The organism is Haemophilus sp. HN_Hi16, from assembly GCF_049823435.1.
Classification (GTDB): domain Bacteria; phylum Pseudomonadota; class Gammaproteobacteria; order Enterobacterales; family Pasteurellaceae; genus Haemophilus; species Haemophilus influenzae_D.
In genome coordinates, this window is sequence record NZ_CP187500.1 from 611488 (window position 1) to 627843 (window position 16356).

15 protein-coding genes and 1 tRNA gene are annotated in these 16356 nt (G+C 35.4%); 8 read left to right on the forward strand and 8 right to left on the reverse strand.

Features of this window, described 5'->3' with window-relative positions:
• Positions 1 to 92 precede the first annotated feature (92 nt).
• Positions 93 to 614 (forward strand): single-stranded DNA-binding protein, encoded by a 522-nt coding sequence (locus tag ACPT9C_RS03055; RefSeq protein WP_050948880.1) that lies wholly within the window; start codon positions 93 to 95, stop codon positions 612 to 614.
• 184 nt (positions 615 to 798) lie between these two features.
• Here the strand turns inward: ACPT9C_RS03055 and ACPT9C_RS03060 are convergent, their stop codons facing one another.
• The 4 genes from ACPT9C_RS03060 to bcp form a co-directional block, all read right to left on the reverse strand.
• Positions 799 to 1596, reverse strand: coding sequence for a TonB family protein (locus ACPT9C_RS03060; protein ID WP_116967526.1), 798 nt, complete (start codon positions 1594 to 1596; stop codon positions 799 to 801).
• Positions 1597 to 1605: 9 nt separating this feature from the next.
• Positions 1606 to 2049 carry a TonB system transport protein ExbD gene (gene exbD, locus ACPT9C_RS03065; RefSeq protein WP_005656183.1) on the reverse strand — a complete coding sequence of 148 codons (444 nt, stop codon included), beginning with the start codon at positions 2047 to 2049 and terminating at the stop codon, positions 1606 to 1608.
• Positions 2050 to 2052: 3 nt separating this feature from the next.
• Entirely contained in the window at positions 2053 to 2505 is a 453-nt protein-coding gene (gene exbB / locus ACPT9C_RS03070) for a TonB-system energizer ExbB (protein WP_042594194.1), read from the reverse strand.
• Between the two features lie 142 nt (positions 2506 to 2647).
• A complete protein-coding gene (gene bcp, locus ACPT9C_RS03075) occupies positions 2648 to 3115 on the reverse strand; it encodes a thioredoxin-dependent thiol peroxidase (RefSeq protein WP_042594196.1) in 468 nt (155 codons plus the stop codon).
• A gap of 100 nt (positions 3116 to 3215) precedes the next feature.
• On the opposite strand from bcp, the gene dapA reads away from it, so the two are divergent.
• The 3 genes from dapA (at position 3216) to hpf (ending at position 5367) form a co-directional block, all read left to right on the forward strand.
• Positions 3216 to 4112 carry a 4-hydroxy-tetrahydrodipicolinate synthase gene (gene dapA, locus ACPT9C_RS03080; protein WP_050948882.1) on the forward strand — a complete coding sequence of 299 codons (897 nt, stop codon included), beginning with the start codon at positions 3216 to 3218 and terminating at the stop codon, positions 4110 to 4112.
• Positions 4113 to 4223: 111 nt separating this feature from the next.
• On the forward strand, positions 4224 to 4871 hold the full coding sequence (gene bamC, locus ACPT9C_RS03085; protein ID WP_050948883.1) for an outer membrane protein assembly factor BamC: 648 nt from the start codon (positions 4224 to 4226) through the stop codon (positions 4869 to 4871).
• A gap of 172 nt (positions 4872 to 5043) precedes the next feature.
• Positions 5044 to 5367 carry a ribosome hibernation-promoting factor, HPF/YfiA family gene (gene hpf / locus ACPT9C_RS03090; RefSeq protein WP_005648863.1) on the forward strand — a complete coding sequence of 108 codons (324 nt, stop codon included), beginning with the start codon at positions 5044 to 5046 and terminating at the stop codon, positions 5365 to 5367.
• A gap of 162 nt (positions 5368 to 5529) precedes the next feature.
• On the opposite strand, the gene ACPT9C_RS03095 is transcribed toward hpf, so the two are convergent.
• The 4 genes from ACPT9C_RS03095 to ACPT9C_RS03110 form a co-directional block, all read right to left on the reverse strand.
• Positions 5530 to 5619 (reverse strand) — tRNA-Ser (locus ACPT9C_RS03095).
• A gap of 158 nt (positions 5620 to 5777) precedes the next feature.
• A complete protein-coding gene (locus ACPT9C_RS03100; RefSeq protein ID WP_032821899.1) occupies positions 5778 to 6674 on the reverse strand; it encodes a glycosyltransferase family 8 protein in 897 nt (298 codons plus the stop codon).
• Positions 6675 to 6804: 130 nt separating this feature from the next.
• Positions 6805 to 7392, reverse strand: coding sequence for an RdgB/HAM1 family non-canonical purine NTP pyrophosphatase (gene rdgB, locus ACPT9C_RS03105; RefSeq protein ID WP_042594202.1), 588 nt, complete (start codon positions 7390 to 7392; stop codon positions 6805 to 6807).
• An 11-nt stretch (positions 7393 to 7403) separates the two neighbouring features.
• Positions 7404 to 8129 carry a 3-deoxy-D-manno-octulosonic acid kinase gene (locus ACPT9C_RS03110; protein WP_050948884.1) on the reverse strand — a complete coding sequence of 242 codons (726 nt, stop codon included), beginning with the start codon at positions 8127 to 8129 and terminating at the stop codon, positions 7404 to 7406.
• A 76-nt stretch (positions 8130 to 8205) separates the two neighbouring features.
• On the opposite strand from ACPT9C_RS03110, the gene ACPT9C_RS03115 reads away from it, so the two are divergent.
• The 4 genes from ACPT9C_RS03115 (at position 8206) to ACPT9C_RS03130 (ending at position 16284) form a co-directional block, all read left to right on the forward strand.
• A complete protein-coding gene (locus tag ACPT9C_RS03115) occupies positions 8206 to 9249 on the forward strand; it encodes a glycosyltransferase family 9 protein (RefSeq protein WP_050948885.1) in 1044 nt (347 codons plus the stop codon).
• A gap of 334 nt (positions 9250 to 9583) precedes the next feature.
• A complete protein-coding gene (gene hxuC, locus ACPT9C_RS03120) occupies positions 9584 to 11749 on the forward strand; it encodes a heme/hemopexin-binding protein HxuC (RefSeq protein WP_118879879.1) in 2166 nt (721 codons plus the stop codon).
• Between the two features lie 75 nt (positions 11750 to 11824).
• Positions 11825 to 13519, forward strand: a complete 1695-nt coding sequence (gene hxuB / locus ACPT9C_RS03125) for a heme/hemopexin-binding protein HxuB (RefSeq protein ID WP_118879878.1) — start codon at positions 11825 to 11827, stop codon at positions 13517 to 13519.
• Between the two features lie 11 nt (positions 13520 to 13530).
• Positions 13531 to 16284, forward strand: coding sequence for a filamentous hemagglutinin N-terminal domain-containing protein (locus ACPT9C_RS03130; RefSeq protein ID WP_118879877.1), 2754 nt, complete (start codon positions 13531 to 13533; stop codon positions 16282 to 16284).
• The last annotated feature ends 72 nt before the right edge of the window (positions 16285 to 16356 follow it).

A 16356-nucleotide genomic window follows, 5' to 3' on the forward strand; every position in this document is an offset into this window, starting at 1 on the left:
ATCTGTGCAAATATCCAGTTAAAATATATAGATCTTTTAAAAAATTTCAGGCAAAATAACCGCACTTTTTTAGATAAAAAATGAGGTTTTTTATGGCTGGAGTTAATAAAGTCATTATTGTAGGTCATTTAGGTAATGATCCTGAAATTCGTACTATGCCAAACGGCGATGCCGTTGCAAATATCAGCGTAGCAACCAGTGAAAGCTGGAACGATCGTAATACGGGCGAACGCCGTGAAGTAACAGAATGGCACCGCATTGTATTTTATCGTCGTCAAGCGGAGATTTGCGGCGAATACTTGCGCAAAGGTTCTCAAGTTTATGTGGAAGGTCGTTTAAAAACACGTAAATGGCAAGATCAAAATGGTCAAGATCGCTACACCACAGAAATTCAAGGCGATGTAATGCAAATGCTTGGTGGACGTAATCAAAACGCAGGTGGTTATGGTAATGATATGGGGGGCGCACCACAATCCTCTTACCAAGCTCGTCAAACTAACAATGGTGGTAGTTATCAATCATCTCGTTCTGCGCCACAATCAGCCACATCACAACCAGCAACACCACAGGCTGAGCCACCAATGGACGGATTCGATGACGATATTCCGTTCTAAATGACATAGATTGAAAAGTAAATGATAAAAATCTGAGAGAAGTTGAATAAAAAAGAGCTTCTCTTTTTTTATTTTAATTTTTAAATTAAAAGGACTAAGCCTATGATTATAGACTTAGTCCTTGATTTTACAGCTTCACTTTTGAGGAAGATTAATCGCTATTACTTATCTTCTGCATTACATTTTATTGAAGCGTAAAACTAATTTGCACATTTAAACTCGAAGGAAAGCCTGCTGGTCTTGCTCCCACAGAACGAGAAACGTTAATAGCGTCTAATGCCGCCTTATCTAAACTTTCGTCGCCTGAGGATTTTGTAACTCTAGCTCCACTTAGCGAACCATCAGCTCCCACATTAAAAGATACACTCACTTTTCCTTGTTTACGCATTATCTTCGCTCGAGTTGGATAACGTTTATGACTTTCAATTTCACGGCGAATTGCAGAACGGTAAGCCGCTATTTCACTCGTATCCGTTCCACTTCCTGCTACCTGTGCATTGCTATTAGCAGCGCTTGTTGTGCTTGCTTTATCATTTACGTTAGCACTTGAATCAATATTTTTATCGCCTTTTGGTAGATCTTTATTGATTGGTTTCTGTTGTGGTTTAACCTCTTTTTTAGGTTTATTCTTTGGCTTTTCTTTCGGTTTTTCTTTGGGCTTTGGCTTTTCCTTTTCGGGTTCTTTGATTTTTTTCGGTTCAGGTTTTATTGTTGGATCTTCTACAATTTCTTGTTTTTCTGGCTCTGGCTCTGGCTCTGGCTCTGGCTCAGGCTCTTTTTGTACATTTTCAGGCTCTGGAGCAGGTTCTTCCAACACCATACCTTGCAAAAGCTCCATAGAAATACTTGTAGATATATCGCCTTGTGCACTATTTGCGCTATCACTTGGCTTATTCCAATTCCACAAGATAAATCCTATAACAATACCGTGTACGATCAAAGAAATAAGCAAACCCAATAGCGAACGTTTTGTTTGCTGCATAATTATTCCTTACGGCGTAGTTGGTACAGATTGGGAGGGAGTAGATTCTTGAGAATTTTTACCCGCACTTTTTCCCTTATCTTTCATAGAAACAATTGCCACATTTTTGATTTCATTTTTAGAAAGCATATCTGTAATAGTCACAAAATCTTGGAAGGAGGCTTCGGCATCAATTTTTAAAGTGACTTTCTGATCTTTATTCCATTGAGCAATTTCTGCTTCAAGAGCTTCTTGCGTAATAGGTCTATCATTGAAATAGAGCTGTTTATCCGCTGTCACTGTTAATAATTTAGCGAGCTCGTCAGATTTAAATGCGACTGCTGTACTGGCTTTTGGTACATTTACTTGAATTTTACCTTGAGAGATAAAAGATGCAGTAATAAGCACCACAGTAAGCAATACCAACATAATATCAATGAAAGGGATAATGTTGATTTCATCAAATTTTTTCACTGATTATTCCTTATCTTTTTGTTCGTTTAATACTTTCCATTTCAAACGATTAACTTCCACTTTACGACCTAAACCGTTATAAAACACCATAGATGGAATAGCCACTAGAATACCTAATGCTGTTGCTTTTAATGCTAAAGATAAGTGCAACATAATTTCACTTGGATCAATGTCGCCACCGCCGTGACCGATTTGATAGAAAGTTAATAAAATCCCGATAACTGTACCAAGTAATCCAACATAAGGTGCATTGGCACCGATGGTAGAAATCACTGTCATATTACGGTTTAAATCAATTTCTAATGCGTGAATAGTAGAATAATGTGCCACATTTACCTTTCTTAAAAAAAGGTAACGTTCAATTACCATCGCAAGCATAATAACGCTCATCAGTAATAATAAACCGATGATAAAATAATCACTGTACTGTTGTAAAAAATCAAAAAGTTGTAGCATTTTTTTTCCTTGTTATTTGAGAATGAATTTCAATCAGGCGAGGAATTCTAACAAAGGCTGAATAATGCGTAAACCTTGAATTGAAAAATTTATGAATTTTTACCGCACTTTATGTGGAAAAGTGCGGTTATTTTTTGAAAAATTATAAGGAGCGAAGATAATCAATGATCATTTGATGATGGTCTTTTGTCTTAAATTTATCAAATACTTGCATAATATTTCCGCTTTCATTAATTAAAAAACTAATTCGATGAATACCGTCGTAAGTTCTCCCCATAAATTTTTTTTCGCCCCATACGCCAAATTGTGCCGCAACTTGATGATCAGGATCAGAAAGCAATGTGAAATTAAGTTCTTTTTTCTCAATAAATTGAGCTAATTTTTTCGGAGCGTCAGGGCTAATGCCAAGTACAACTAAACCTAGTGCATCTAATTCGGATTTACTGTCACGCAATCCGCAGGCTTGTGTGGTACAGCCTGGCGTGAGTGCCTTTGGATAAAAATAAATTAAAACTTTTTTACCACGAAAATCATTTAAAGAAACAGGTTTTTCCTGTTGATTTAATAAGGTAAAAGCAGGTGCTTGATTACCAACAGATAATGGATTCATAAAAAAACTCCTTTAATGAAAAAAATTTGCAAATCAAAGTTATTTTAGCGACTATAACAAGTGAAACCAAATAATAAAATTAAAAACCGATGGAGGTTATATGTCAGCACAAAATCCTTTATTTTCGGGTAGTATTGTTGCCCTTGTTACGCCAATGAATCATTATGGCGAAGTCGATTTTTCCTGTTTAGAAAAATTAGTAGAACACCACATTGAAGCAGGTTCTAATGCGCTTGTTTCTGTAGGTACAACGGGAGAATCTGCCACGCTAAGTATTGAGGAAAATGTAAAAGTCATTGAAAAGACCGTTGAATTTGCCAAAGGACGTATTCCTATTATTGCGGGAGCGGGCGCAAATGCGACGAGTGAAGCAATTACAATGACTAAATTATTACGAGACAGTGGCGTAGCAGGATGTTTATCTGTTGTGCCTTATTATAATAAACCAACCCAAGAGGGAATATATCAACACTTTAAAGCCATTGCGGAATGTACTAATTTACCACAGATTCTTTATAACGTTCCTAGTCGCACAGGCAGTGATATGAAGCCAGAAACGGTTGCTCGTTTAGCTAAAATTGAAAATATTGTAGGTATTAAAGAAGCAACGGGAGATGTGAGCCGAATAGTTAAAATTAAGCAGCTTGCGGGTAAAAATTTTATTGTTTTAAGTGGTGATGATGCAACAGGCTTAGAAGCAATAAAATTAGGTGCTGAGGGAGTAATATCAGTAACAAATAACATTGCAGCAAAAGATATGGCTGATATGTGCCGTTATGCACTCGTGGGAGATTTTGATAAAGCGGAAGAAATTAATGCTCGTTTAATGCGTTTACATCACGACCTATTCATTGAATCCAATCCAATTCCAGTGAAGTGGGCAGCTTATCGATTAGGCTTAATTAAATCGCCACATTTACGCTTGCCACTTACGACACTTAGTGAAGAAATTCAACCAAAAGTAGAAGATGCACTAAAAATTGCAGGATTGTTATAAAAATAAAAGGGTAAGTAATTACCCCTCACTTTTATGTATTATAGATCAGTAAAATGATCAGAAAAGTGCGGTCAGAATTTATCAAATTTTCAATTTAGTTAAGGTTAGTATATGAAAAAAATAATATTGAGTTTAATAACGGCTATTATTCTAGCTGGTTGTTCGTCTAATCCCGAAACCTTAAAAGCAAGCAACGATTCATTTCAAAAATCTGAGGCGAGCATTCCCCATTTTTCCCCTTTGGCTACTGGAGGTGTACAATTACCAAAAGCTGATGATGCTTATTCGTTACCTAATATTGAAGTGAAAAAAAGGGGAGATATTGATATTCGTCCACCATTAATCCCTCTTGCTATTATTCAAAATTCAATAACAAAATTTGATGGAGAACGCTCGTTGATTGTCTATCCAAAACAAGAGGCAAAACTATATAATCTTCAGCAAGTTAAGCGTTTGTTGAAAGAAGAGGGTATTTCATCAACAACAAATGGTTCGATTTTAACGACCGATTGGACAAAAACAGAACGAATTGGCGATAAGTCTATAGAAATAAAATATCAAATAGAACAAGTTATGACACCTGATGTGAGTGCGATTACCGTATCTATTTTGCATATGCGCCGAGATGGTATTATTTTTACACCAAATGTATCAGATAAACAATATTATACTTCGGAACGTTTAAATCGCATTGTTTTAACACTCACTACCGCATACAACAAACAATTACAGGATTTATCAAGCACTTCAATTCAATAGGGTTTCGTCACATAATAATTTTTCGAATATAATAAATGTTTAAAAATGAGACATAGATCATCCTTTTGAAAATTATTCTGATATTTATCTTTAAAGCACTTGAAAATCTAAAATAAGAACACTATTTTGTTATTAACTAGAATTTAAATCACGCAACAAAGAGGTAAATGCTATGACACTTAATATTACCAGTAAACAAATGGACATCACCCCTGCAATTCGTGAACACTTGGAGGAAAGACTTGCGAAGTTAGGTAAGTGGCAAACGCAGTTAATTAGCCCACATTTTGTTTTAAACAAAGTACCTAATGGATTTACTGTCGAAGCCTCTATTGGCACACCTTTAGGCAATTTATTAGCCAGTGCAACTTCAGATGATATGTATAAAGCAATTAATGAAGTGGAAGAAAAATTAGAACGTCAGCTTAATAAACTTCAACATAAAAGTGAATCTCGCCGAGCGAATGAACGTTTAAAAGATTCTTTTGAAAACTAAATACTGTAAAAGATAAAATCTAATCTGGCAGTCTTATTGTAAAATAATATGTCTGTCAGATTAATTTTTTCTTAAATTGGTTTTAATAGAAATAAAGACTAATGAAAGATACAGATTGTATTTATATTTTTTAACGAGATAGATATTATTTGACGGGATTAATGGCGGTGAGAAAGGGATTTGAACCCTTGATGCAGTTTCCCACATACACGCTTTCCAGGCGTGCTCCTTCAACCACTCGGACATCTCACCGTAAAAGGTTCGCAAACTATAAAGATTTACTCTGGTTTAGTCAAGTTTTTTACTATAAAAAATAAAAATCTTTAGAAGATTAGTTAAAAAATAGGCAATAAAGCTATTGATCTAATCCAGAGTTAGAAGAAATTAATAATTATTAAAACAGTTGATTTTTAATAGATGCCATATATTAATTTATCTTTTATTCTCTTTCTTAACCTTTTTATTTTAATTAAAAAAGGGATTTTCTCAAAATGATCATACCAAGATGATGGTATATCAATAATTTTATCCATTTCTTTTAAAAGTAAATTTCCTATATGACAATTTAAGTGACCGCATTTTTTGTGCCAAAATTTATATGGACCACAATAATGAGAAATAATTATTGGCATTTTTACGTGTAATAAATTTTTATTTTTAATCAAACCTCGATCTGTTGGTGTAAAATTAAATCTATTATTAATAAATTTTACTTTTCCTTTACAGATACCATTTAGAATATCTTGATCTTGGTATTTCATAACATTATTGTATTTATTCATCCAGTTTATTGATTTTTGGAAAATATTTTCTTCTTTCCATTTATTTAAATTAATTAATAATATACCTGCATTAAAATAAGAATATCCTTCTAAACCAATGGATTTTTTATAAGCTTCATTTTTTACGTCAATAAAAGTATCTCGACATGCTGCCAAATAATAATTCGTTATATCTATATCCCAAAGTTCTTGAAGTGAAGAGTTTGTTAATGTATCTACATCGATATAAATAGCTTTTTCTATATTCTTTATATATTTAGTTAAATTTAGTCTAGCGTAAGTCGCTAAAGATATGTAATCTATTGTTTTTGGAAAATTTTGAAAATCTGCCTCACAAACAGGCAAGAAAAATACTTTACAGGAGTATGAGCTTGCTAAATTATTTATTATGGTCTTATTTTCCTGATTTATTTTCATATCAAGAATATAAAAATTTATTTTTTCAGGTGTATTTTTAATAATGCTAAAAATACTTATAGCTAAATAAGTTGCATAATAGTTGTCAGATGAAAATATAATATTTATTATCTGTCTGTCTGTCTGTCTGTCTGTCTGTCTGTCTGTCTGTCTGTCTGTCTGTCTGTCTGTCATAAAATTATCTTCTGATTAACGTGTCAATTATTTTTTATTAATAGATTAAATACTTTTATTAACTTTATAATTTATTTTTTAAAACGCTCAATGCCTTTGCACGATGAGAAATTTTTTTCTTCTCAGCTGTTTCTAATTCAGCAAATGTGCAACCTTGTTCTGGACTAAAGAATAAACTGTCATAACCAAAACCATTTTCGCCTTTTTCTTCAAAACCAATCACACCACAACACTCGCCTTCGGCAATAATTGGCGATGGATCTGTTGGATGCTGTAAAAACACGATACAACTCACAAATTTGGCTTGGCGTTGATCTTGTGCAACATGAGCAAGCTCTGCCAATAATTTCTCACGGTTTTTAGCATCATTACCCTCTTCGCCAGCATAACGTGCAGAATACAAACCTGGCGCGCCATTAAGTGCGGAAACTACTAAGCCAGAATCATCCGCAATAGCAGGTAAACCTGATTTCTCTGAGGCATAGCGTGCTTTTAATAAGGCATTCTCAACGAAAGTTAAGCCAGTTTCTTCTGGGCTTTCAATGCCTAAATCTGTTTGTGCAATCACTTCAAAGCCAAAATCAGATAGGACATCAGCCATTTCTTTTACTTTTCCTTTATTGCCTGTAGCAAGTACGATTTTTTGTTTCATAATCAATCCTTTTATTGATGATAAGCTGACGTTAAATCAGCCCAGTTTTGCTCGGTAAATTGAATATTCATTCGTCCAACTTCTTTTTCGAAGGAACGTTTTAAACGGTTCAGATTCTGCACTTTCCAAAAATCTCCAGATTTTTCGCCGCACTTATCAAAATCCAGTAACCAACATTTTTGCCCTTGTTCAGCTTGTTGAAGCAAAATATTGTGTGCATTCAAGTCTGTATGGCAAATCTGTAAATCATGTAGTTTTCGAATCAAACGACCAATTTGCCTCCAAGTTTCTTTTGGCAATGTTTGTGTTTGTAAAAGTGCGGTTAAATCCTGCGCGTTTTCGATTTTTTCCGTCAAAATATCCGCTTGATAGCAAATACCTAACTTGCCTTTTTGAATACGTGCAGCAATGGGTTTAGGCACAGGTAACCCCGCTTCATACAAACGTTGCAACAAATGAAACTCAGCAAAACTACGGGTAGTTTCAAGAGCAGAAAAACGATAACGATCTTTGTTCAGTTTACCCCAAAGTCCACCGCGATAATAATGACGCAACGCACAATTTACACCAAACCAATCTTCGGTTTGCAAGAAATAAGTGGTGCCTCGACCTTTTGCACTCCCTATCACTCGTTCTTGTTTTTGCCAAAATTCTGCTTGGAAAAACTCGGTTGCTTGGTCAAAAGTGCGGTCAAAATTAAAGATAAAATATTGGTTATCTTGTTGGAATTGGTGCATTAGAACGTTGTTATGAATAGAAAATGGGGTCATTCTACTTTAAAATAGGCACAAATTAAATGATAAAGGAACGTCAATGCCACTTTTTACCGAAGCTCCAAAATCCCTTTGTATTCTCCGATTATCAGCGGTAGGCGATGTCTGCCATGCCTTAGCGGTGGTTCAGCACATTCAAGAATATTATCCCCAAACAGAAATGACTTGGATTGTAGGAAAAACCGAAATGGGCTTGCTTTCGGGCATTCCTAATATCACGCTCATTCCTTACGATAAAAAAGCGGGATGGAAAGGTGTATTGTCTTTATGGAAACAACTAAAAAATAAACAATTTGATGCGCTATTAAATATGCAAACAGCATTTCGTGCATCAATCCTTTCTTTAGGAATTAAAGCAAAATTCAAAATTGGATTTGGAGAAAAACGTTCTCGAGAAGGGCAATGGCTATTTGTAAATCGTCGCATCAGAGATCCTTTTTCCCCTCACGTATTAGATGGATTTATGGCTTTCGCTGAATATATTGGCGTACCGAAAGCAGAACCAAAATGGGAATTAGCTATCTCACAAGATGATTATAAATTTGCCGATCAATTTATTGATTTTTCTCGTAAAAATTTATTGATTTCCCCTTGCTCTAGCAAAGCAGAAAAAGATTGGCTAATTGAACGTTATGCAGAAATTGCCAATATTGCCCATCAGCATAATATCAATGTGATTTTCTGCAGTTCGCCAGCGAAACGTGAATTAGAAATAGTTGAAAAAATTACCGCACTTTGCCATTTCACGCCAACCAATATTGCAGGAAAAACAAACCTAAAACAGCTTACCGCTTTAATTTCTAAGGTTGATCTAGTACTTTCGCCAGATTCTGGCCCTGCCCATATTGCGACAACACAAGGTACACCCGTTATTGGCTTGTATGCCTATCACAATCCTTTGCGTACTGCACCTTATAATAATTTAGATAACGTGGTATCTGTATATGAAGAAAATGCCCAAAAAGAATTTGGCAAACCGTCTTCTGAACTACCTTGGGCAACCAAACTAAAAGGGAAAAATTTGATGGCAGAGATTCAAGTCGAACCCGTTATTGAACAAATGAAAAAATTAGGATTATTTTGAAAAAATGATCTGCATCTCAAAAGTTAGATGGTTAAGTTAAACGTTTTAATATAGCCAACTTGAAAGTTGTTTTTGGAAAGTAAGAGTTTTATTTTTTAAGTTAAAAATCAATAACTTGTTGTTAAATTAGTTTATATTTAGTCATAAAAATCTATACCTTAATCTCTTGCTTATTTAGTCCAATTTTTGCAGGTACAGATTGAAATCCAAAATTAGTTTAAATTTTACGCTACTAAATGCAAATGATTATAAATAAATCAATTGATTATTATTGTAATTATCATTATTATCATCGCCATTCTCCTATTTTTAATTATTACAATAAGGAAAACAGATGCGATTTTCTAAACTTTCCCTTGCAATTACAACAACCTTAGTGACAGCAAATGCACTAGCGCAATCCGTTGAATTAGACTCTATCAACGTTATTGCGACACGAGATCCAAGTAGGTTTGCTTATACGCCAGAAAAACAATCTAAAGATAGTCTTCTTTCTAAGCAAGCGACTAGTGTTGCAGCAGCGTTAGAAGACATTCCCAATGTTGATATTAGAGGCGGTTCGAGAAGCATTGCTCAAAAACCTAATATTCGAGGGTTAAGTGATAATCGTGTTGTGCAAGTCATTGATGGCGTAAGACAAAATTTTGATTTAGCACATAGAGGTTCTTATTTTCTTCCGATGTCACTTATTCAAGAAATTGAAGTAATCAAAGGGCCAAGTAGCTCCTTATGGGGTAGCGGTGCATTGGGTGGTGTTGTGGCAATGCGTACGCCAAATGCTTTAGACTTATTGAAAAATAATGACAAATTCGGGGTTAAAATTCGCCAAGGTTATCAAACTGCTAATAATTTATCGGAAAAGGATGCTTCTGTATTTGCGGCAAATGACAAATTCGATGTTCTTATTAGTGCTTTCTATAATAATGCGGATAATTTACGCATTGGTAAAGGCAACAAGCTGAATAATACAGCCTATAAACAGTTTGGGGGCTTAGCAAAATTCGGTTGGCAAATCAATGATGCGAACCGTGTGGAATTATCCCACCGCGAAACTCGTTTTAAACAAACAGCACCAAGCAATAATGAGGTGGAAAACGAACTTACCAATGAAAAAATTATAGATCAAATCAACGAGTTCCACGGACCAAGCGACAGTTTTCCGCCGATAAAAAGAAAACCATCAGAAATATCAGAGTTTTACTCTAAAGTGAAAACACGTTTTGGCAGTGTCAGTTATTTAAGTGATCAACAAATTCCTGATCAAAGCACGGTATTTAACTATTATTTAACGCCTGATAATCCTTATCTAAATACGCATATTGCGCTATACAACAATAAGACTATTGAGAAAGAACAGCGTAAAGTCAGTGGTGTGAAAGATCAGACTAAATTGACTACCCGAGGTATAAATTTACGTAATTCTTCCGAATTATCTCACATTTCCTTTGTTTATGGGGTGGATTATATGCGAGATAAAATTAGTACAGAACGCGGCACAAACAGTAATGATGCGAAGTTTCGAGCGGACCCCTATAATGCGAATTCAAACACTACAGGCGTTTATTTAATCGCCCATATTCCACTATTTGGGGAAAAATTGCTAGTTTCGCCAAGTGTACGTTATGACCACTACGATACCTCAAGTAAAACTGTAAAATATAAGGATAATCATTTATCGCCTGCCACAAAATTAACTTGGAAAGTGACCAATTGGTTAGATTTTTCTGCTAAATATAATGAAGCTTTCCGAGCCCCATCTATGCAAGAACGGTTTGTGAGTGGATCTCACTTTGGAGCAGACCTAGCTGGGCGAACTGAAACCAATAGATTTGTGGCAAACCCAAATTTGCGCCCTGAAACAGCGAAAAATAAAGAAATTACCGCAAATCTACATTTTGATAGTCTGTTTAAACAGGGCGATAAATTCAAAATTGAAGCGACTTATTTCCGTAATGATGTGAAAGATTTTATTAACTTAAAAATATTTAATGATGCAAAGACAAATACAAATGCAAGTGCAAATCCAAATACAAATGGAGCATTGTTGCCAAAAAATTCCCAGTATCAAAACATAACTAATGCCCGTTTAAGCGGTATTGAATTGCAAGCTCAATACCAAACAGAACGTTTAACGCTGTTTACTAATTATGGCAGCACCAAAGGTAAAGATAAAGATAGTGGCGAAGCTTTATCAAACATTGCCGCAAGCAAAATCGGCGTAGGGGTAAATTATGCTTTAGTAAAAGACAAATTCACGGTGGGAGCGACAATAACCCATTACGCTGCCCAACATCGAGTGCCTAAAGATCACGCTGTTACCTACCCAAGTTATATACTGACCGATCTTCGTGCTACCTATGCGCCATTAAAAGGCGAATGGAAAAACCTGCGTTTAGATTTTGCACTGGAAAACTTGTTTGATAGAAAATATCAACCAGCATTTAGTTTAATGGAAGGCACAGGTCGCAATGCGAAAATTAGTGCAGTTTATAGCTTCTAAATTTACTTTGGAAAAACGCCCTAAAGCTGTTTTCCCTCAATTTTTGTAATTTTATCAATTAATAGGACATAAGGAATGAAAATGAGACCTCGTTATTCTGTTATTGCAAGTGCGGTCAGTTTAGGCTTTGTTTTGAGTAATTCAGTGATGGCATTAGTGCCAAATGCTGGATCATTGAACCGTGAACTAGAACAGCGTCAAATTCAACCAGAAGCCAAACCTAGTGGCGAATTATTTAATCAAGCAGCAAAATCGCCTTATACCGCACAGTATAAACAAGAGCTAAAATTCCCACTTACGCAAGTACAGATTTTAGATCGAAACAATCAGGAAGTAGTCACAGACGAGCTTGCACATATTTTAAAAAATTATGTAGGAAAAGAGGTATCGCTGTCAGATTTAAGTAATTTGGCAAATGAGATCAGCGAATTTTATCGTCATAATAATTATTTAGTGGCAAAAGCAATTTTACCACCGCAGGAAATTGAGCAAGGTACGGTAAAAATTTTGTTACTCAAAGGTAATGTAGGCGAAATACGCTTGCAAAATCACAGTGCATTAAGCAATAAATTTGTATCCCGTCTCTCTAATACAACAGTGAATACGTCCGAATTTATTTTGAAAGATGAGTTAGAAAAATTTGCTTTAACAATAAACGATGTTCCAGGGGTAAATGCTGGTTTGCAACTCTCCGCAGGCAAAAAAGTCGGCGAAGCGAATTTACTGATTAAGATTAACGATGCAAAACGTTTTTCTAGTTATGTTTCAGTAGATAACCAAGGCAACAAATATACAGGGCGTTACCGTTTGGCTGCGGGGACAAAAGTCAGTAATTTGAATGGCTGGGGCGATGAATTGAAACTGGATTTACTGAGTTCTAATCAGGCTAATTTAAAAAATGCTCGTATAGATTATTCCTCTTTAATTGATGGTTATTCTACGCGTTTTGGTGTAACTGCTAACTATCTCGACTACAAATTAGGTGGTAATTTTAAATCATTACAATCTCAAGGGCATTCCCATACCTTAGGGGCTTATTTGTTGCACCCAACAATCCGTACACCAAATTTTCGTTTAAGTACTAAAGTGAGCTTTAATCATCAAAACCTTACGGATAAACAACAAGCGGTTTCTGTGAAACAAAAACGGAAAATAAATAGTTTAACTGCAGGGATTGACGGCTCTTGGAATCTTATTAAAGATGGGACAACTTATTTTTCATTATCTACCTTGTTCGGTAATTTAGCGAATCAAACTAGTGAAAAACAACATAATGCAGTAGAGAATTTTCAACCACAATCGCATTTTACGGTATATAACTACCGCTTGTCTCACGAGCAAATTTTACCAAAATCTTTTGCTTTCAATATTGGTATAAACGGTCAGTTTGCCGATAAAACCCTTGAAAGCTCACAGAAAATGTTGCTTGGTGGTCTGTCTGGAGTACGTGGACATCAAGCTGGTGCGGCTTCTGTGGATGAAGGGCATTTGATACAAACAGAATTCAAACATTATTTACCAGTCTTTTCCCAAAGTGTGCTAGTAAGCTCATTGTTCTATGACTATGGTTTGGGAAAATATTATAAAAATAGCCAATCTCTCGCACAAAGCGTGAAAAATAACGTGAAATTACAAAGCGTTGGTGCAGGACTTTCTCTTTCAGATGCAGGCAGCTATGCCATCAACGCTAGTATCGCTAAACCGCTTGATAACAATATTAATAATGCCGATAAACACCAATTTTGGCTTTCTATGATTAAAACTTTCTAAGGAGGTATGTCATGTATAAATTAAATGTAATTTCTCTTATCATTTTGACCACTTACACTGGTGCGACATATGCCTCTACACCGGATTTGCCACAACAGGACAAGGTCGTTTTGGGAACGGCGACTTTTTCTACAACTGGAAATAAAATGACGATTAAGCAAGAAACCCACACAACTCAAATAAACTGGGATAGTTTTAATATCGGCAAAGATAAAGAAGTGAAATTTGAACAGCCTGATGCCAATTCTGTGGCATATAACCGTGTAATTGGCGGGAATGCTAGTCAAATTCAGGGGAAATTGACGGCAAACGGTAAAGTTTATTTAGCAAACCCTAATGGGGTTATTATTACCAAAGGGGCAGAAATCAATGTAGCTGGTTTACTTGCAACAACTAAAGATTTAGGGAAAATCAGTGAAAATGGCAATAGCAATACCAATAAATTTACCCGTAAAACAAAAGATGGTCAGGTGGTAAAAGACCGTCTGGTGCTAAAAGACGGTCAGGAGCTAAAAGAAGGTCAAGTTATCAATGAAGGGAAAATTACGGCGAAAGATTTCGTGGTACTTAATGGCGATCAAGTTATTAATGAAGGGGAAATTGACGCTACAAATGGCAAAGTATATTTATCCTCAGGCGATAATTTCACATTTACCTTGTCAGATAGTGGTATAAGTGTGGCATTAGAAGATAATACAGTACGGGGTATTGTTAAAAATGAAGGGATTATTAAAGCAGAGGACATTACGCTAAATGCAAAAGGGCGTAAAGAAGCATTAGATAGCTTGGTTGTGAATAATGGTGTGTTAGAAGCAACTAAAGTTAGCAATAAAAACGGCAAGGTTGTGTTATCTGCTGACGATGTTCAGTTGAATAGTAAAAGTGATATTAAAGGGGAGAGTGAGGTTGCATTTACCTCAAATGGAGATAAAAAACTTAAAATCACTTCTCAAACTGGCTCAAAAGTTACCTCGCCTAAAATCAACTTTAAAGGCAAAAGCGTTAATATCAACGGTAACTTTGGACGTGAAAATAGTGGAACGCACTATAATGATGAACATAAAACATTAAAAACAGAAGTTAATATTGACGTGCCAGACACTGAAAATATTCGTATTGCGGATCAAGATAAAGATAAAACGGATACGGGTTCATTTATACAAACAGATGCGTTAAGTTCATTACTAGCTAATAATGGAAAAGTAACTCTTAAAGGAAAGGACGTTAATATTTCAGGACGTATTCATATAGATTCCTTTAGAGGTACAGATTCGCTATTAAAGCTGACTAACCAAGGTCATATTAATATTGATCATGCGGATATTCACTCAAAAGGTCGTTTATTTGTTGTAACGAGTTTGCAGAATAAGGAAGATTTTAAATCAGATATTACCATTACTGACAGCAAAATAAATCTTGGTAACGGAGCGATGGGATTGGGGCGTAGTGCCAAAGATGAGTATTATGAAACTAGATGGAAGAGAGCAGAAAGTTCACAACGCAAGAAGTTTAATGTAAATATGCGTAATGTAGTCTTTAATCAGGTTGATGATGTGGTTTTAGCGGGTGGATTTGAAAAAGTTAATTTAGATCACATCGTTGCCACAGGACAGACGAATTTTTACATTGACGGGGGTGTATCCCGTAATAGAAATGGTGTGAGTTCGAAATATGAATACGGTGTATTAGATTTAGACAAACGTACGCTGTTATCGGAGTTAGATCAACGCAGACGCCGTTGGGGATATTACAGTGATTTAGATTTAGATATGAACAAAGCTTATTGGCATCGTTTTGATATGTTTGCCACCAAAAATACAGGGCGAGCAGCTATTAAAGACACAGAAATTAATATTTCTAACAGTAATATCAACCTGAAAAATGGATTTGTGCATTTACTGGCAGAAAAAATTAAATTAGATAATAGCAAGATTGATATTACTTTTGATAAATATAATTCAGAAGACATTTCAACTCAAATTAACCGTTTAGGAATGAATGGTAAAGTGTCAATGGTAAACTCACATATCAAAATCGTGGGCGATGAGAAAAGCGATATATCTCCAAAAGCACCTTATGCTACGATGTTTTTAATCGGGGAATTAATAGGGGAAAAAAGTTCTATTTTTGTGAAATCTCATCAGGGTTACACCTTTAGAACTGATGGCGATACAAAAATTGCAGGTAAAAACAGCAAAGATGACTTGAAAATTACTGCAATTAACACAGGTGGAAGAACTGGGAAGGAAGTGATCATTAATGGTGCGCCAGGCTCAATTGATAATGATGCTAATATTGCCAATATGGCATTTACTATTGGTGATAACGCAGATACTAAAACAACCATTGAAAATGCTGAAATTACTGCCTTAGCACCTAACGGTGGAACAGCTTATTTAAGCTCCAAAGGGGTAGAAATTGATGTAAAACCAAATTCGGATTTCACATTCTTTGAACTTCCTCGTGAGAAAAACTTTAATCAGACAAAAATTAAAGGCGATTCTACCAAACTCAGTGAACGTGGTTTTGCTAGACTTTATGACAAAATTAACGGTGTGCGAGCCACCAACTTGTCTGCTGAGCAATTGAATGTTACGGACTCAAGCGAAAAAATCATTAATACAAATTTAGTGAGTAGCTTAGATGTTGAAAAACTTGTTTCTGTTGCAGTTTGTGATGCAGGTAAAGGTTGCGAAGAACAACAATTCGGCGATAAAGGTAATAATACTAAAGTGAGTGTTGGAGAGTTAGAAGCTGAACAATAACTATTCAGAACACAAGGTAAAAGCATAAAGCCAATCTGACAGACACCAATTAAATTGCGTGCCTGTCAGATT

Coding starts and splice junctions, on each gene's coding strand:
- ACPT9C_RS03060 (WP_116967526.1), bottom strand. CDS start 1,596: ATGCAGCAAACAAAACGTTCGCTATTGGGTTTGCTTATTTCTTTGATC.
- ACPT9C_RS03055 (WP_050948880.1), top strand. CDS start 93: ATGGCTGGAGTTAATAAAGTCATTATTGTAGGTCATTTAGGTAATGAT.
- ACPT9C_RS03110 (WP_050948884.1), bottom strand. CDS start 8,129: ATGCACCAATTCCAACAAGATAACCAATATTTTATCTTTAATTTTGAC.
- hxuC (WP_118879879.1), top strand. CDS start 9,584: ATGCGATTTTCTAAACTTTCCCTTGCAATTACAACAACCTTAGTGACA.
- hpf (WP_005648863.1), top strand. CDS start 5,044: ATGACACTTAATATTACCAGTAAACAAATGGACATCACCCCTGCAATT.
- bamC (WP_050948883.1), top strand. CDS start 4,224: ATGAAAAAAATAATATTGAGTTTAATAACGGCTATTATTCTAGCTGGT.
- dapA (WP_050948882.1), top strand. CDS start 3,216: ATGTCAGCACAAAATCCTTTATTTTCGGGTAGTATTGTTGCCCTTGTT.
- exbB (WP_042594194.1), bottom strand. CDS start 2,505: ATGCTACAACTTTTTGATTTTTTACAACAGTACAGTGATTATTTTATC.
- hxuB (WP_118879878.1), top strand. CDS start 11,825: ATGAAAATGAGACCTCGTTATTCTGTTATTGCAAGTGCGGTCAGTTTA.
- rdgB (WP_042594202.1), bottom strand. CDS start 7,392: ATGAAACAAAAAATCGTACTTGCTACAGGCAATAAAGGAAAAGTAAAA.
- ACPT9C_RS03130 (WP_118879877.1), top strand. CDS start 13,531: ATGTATAAATTAAATGTAATTTCTCTTATCATTTTGACCACTTACACT.
- ACPT9C_RS03115 (WP_050948885.1), top strand. CDS start 8,206: ATGCCACTTTTTACCGAAGCTCCAAAATCCCTTTGTATTCTCCGATTA.
- bcp (WP_042594196.1), bottom strand. CDS start 3,115: ATGAATCCATTATCTGTTGGTAATCAAGCACCTGCTTTTACCTTATTA.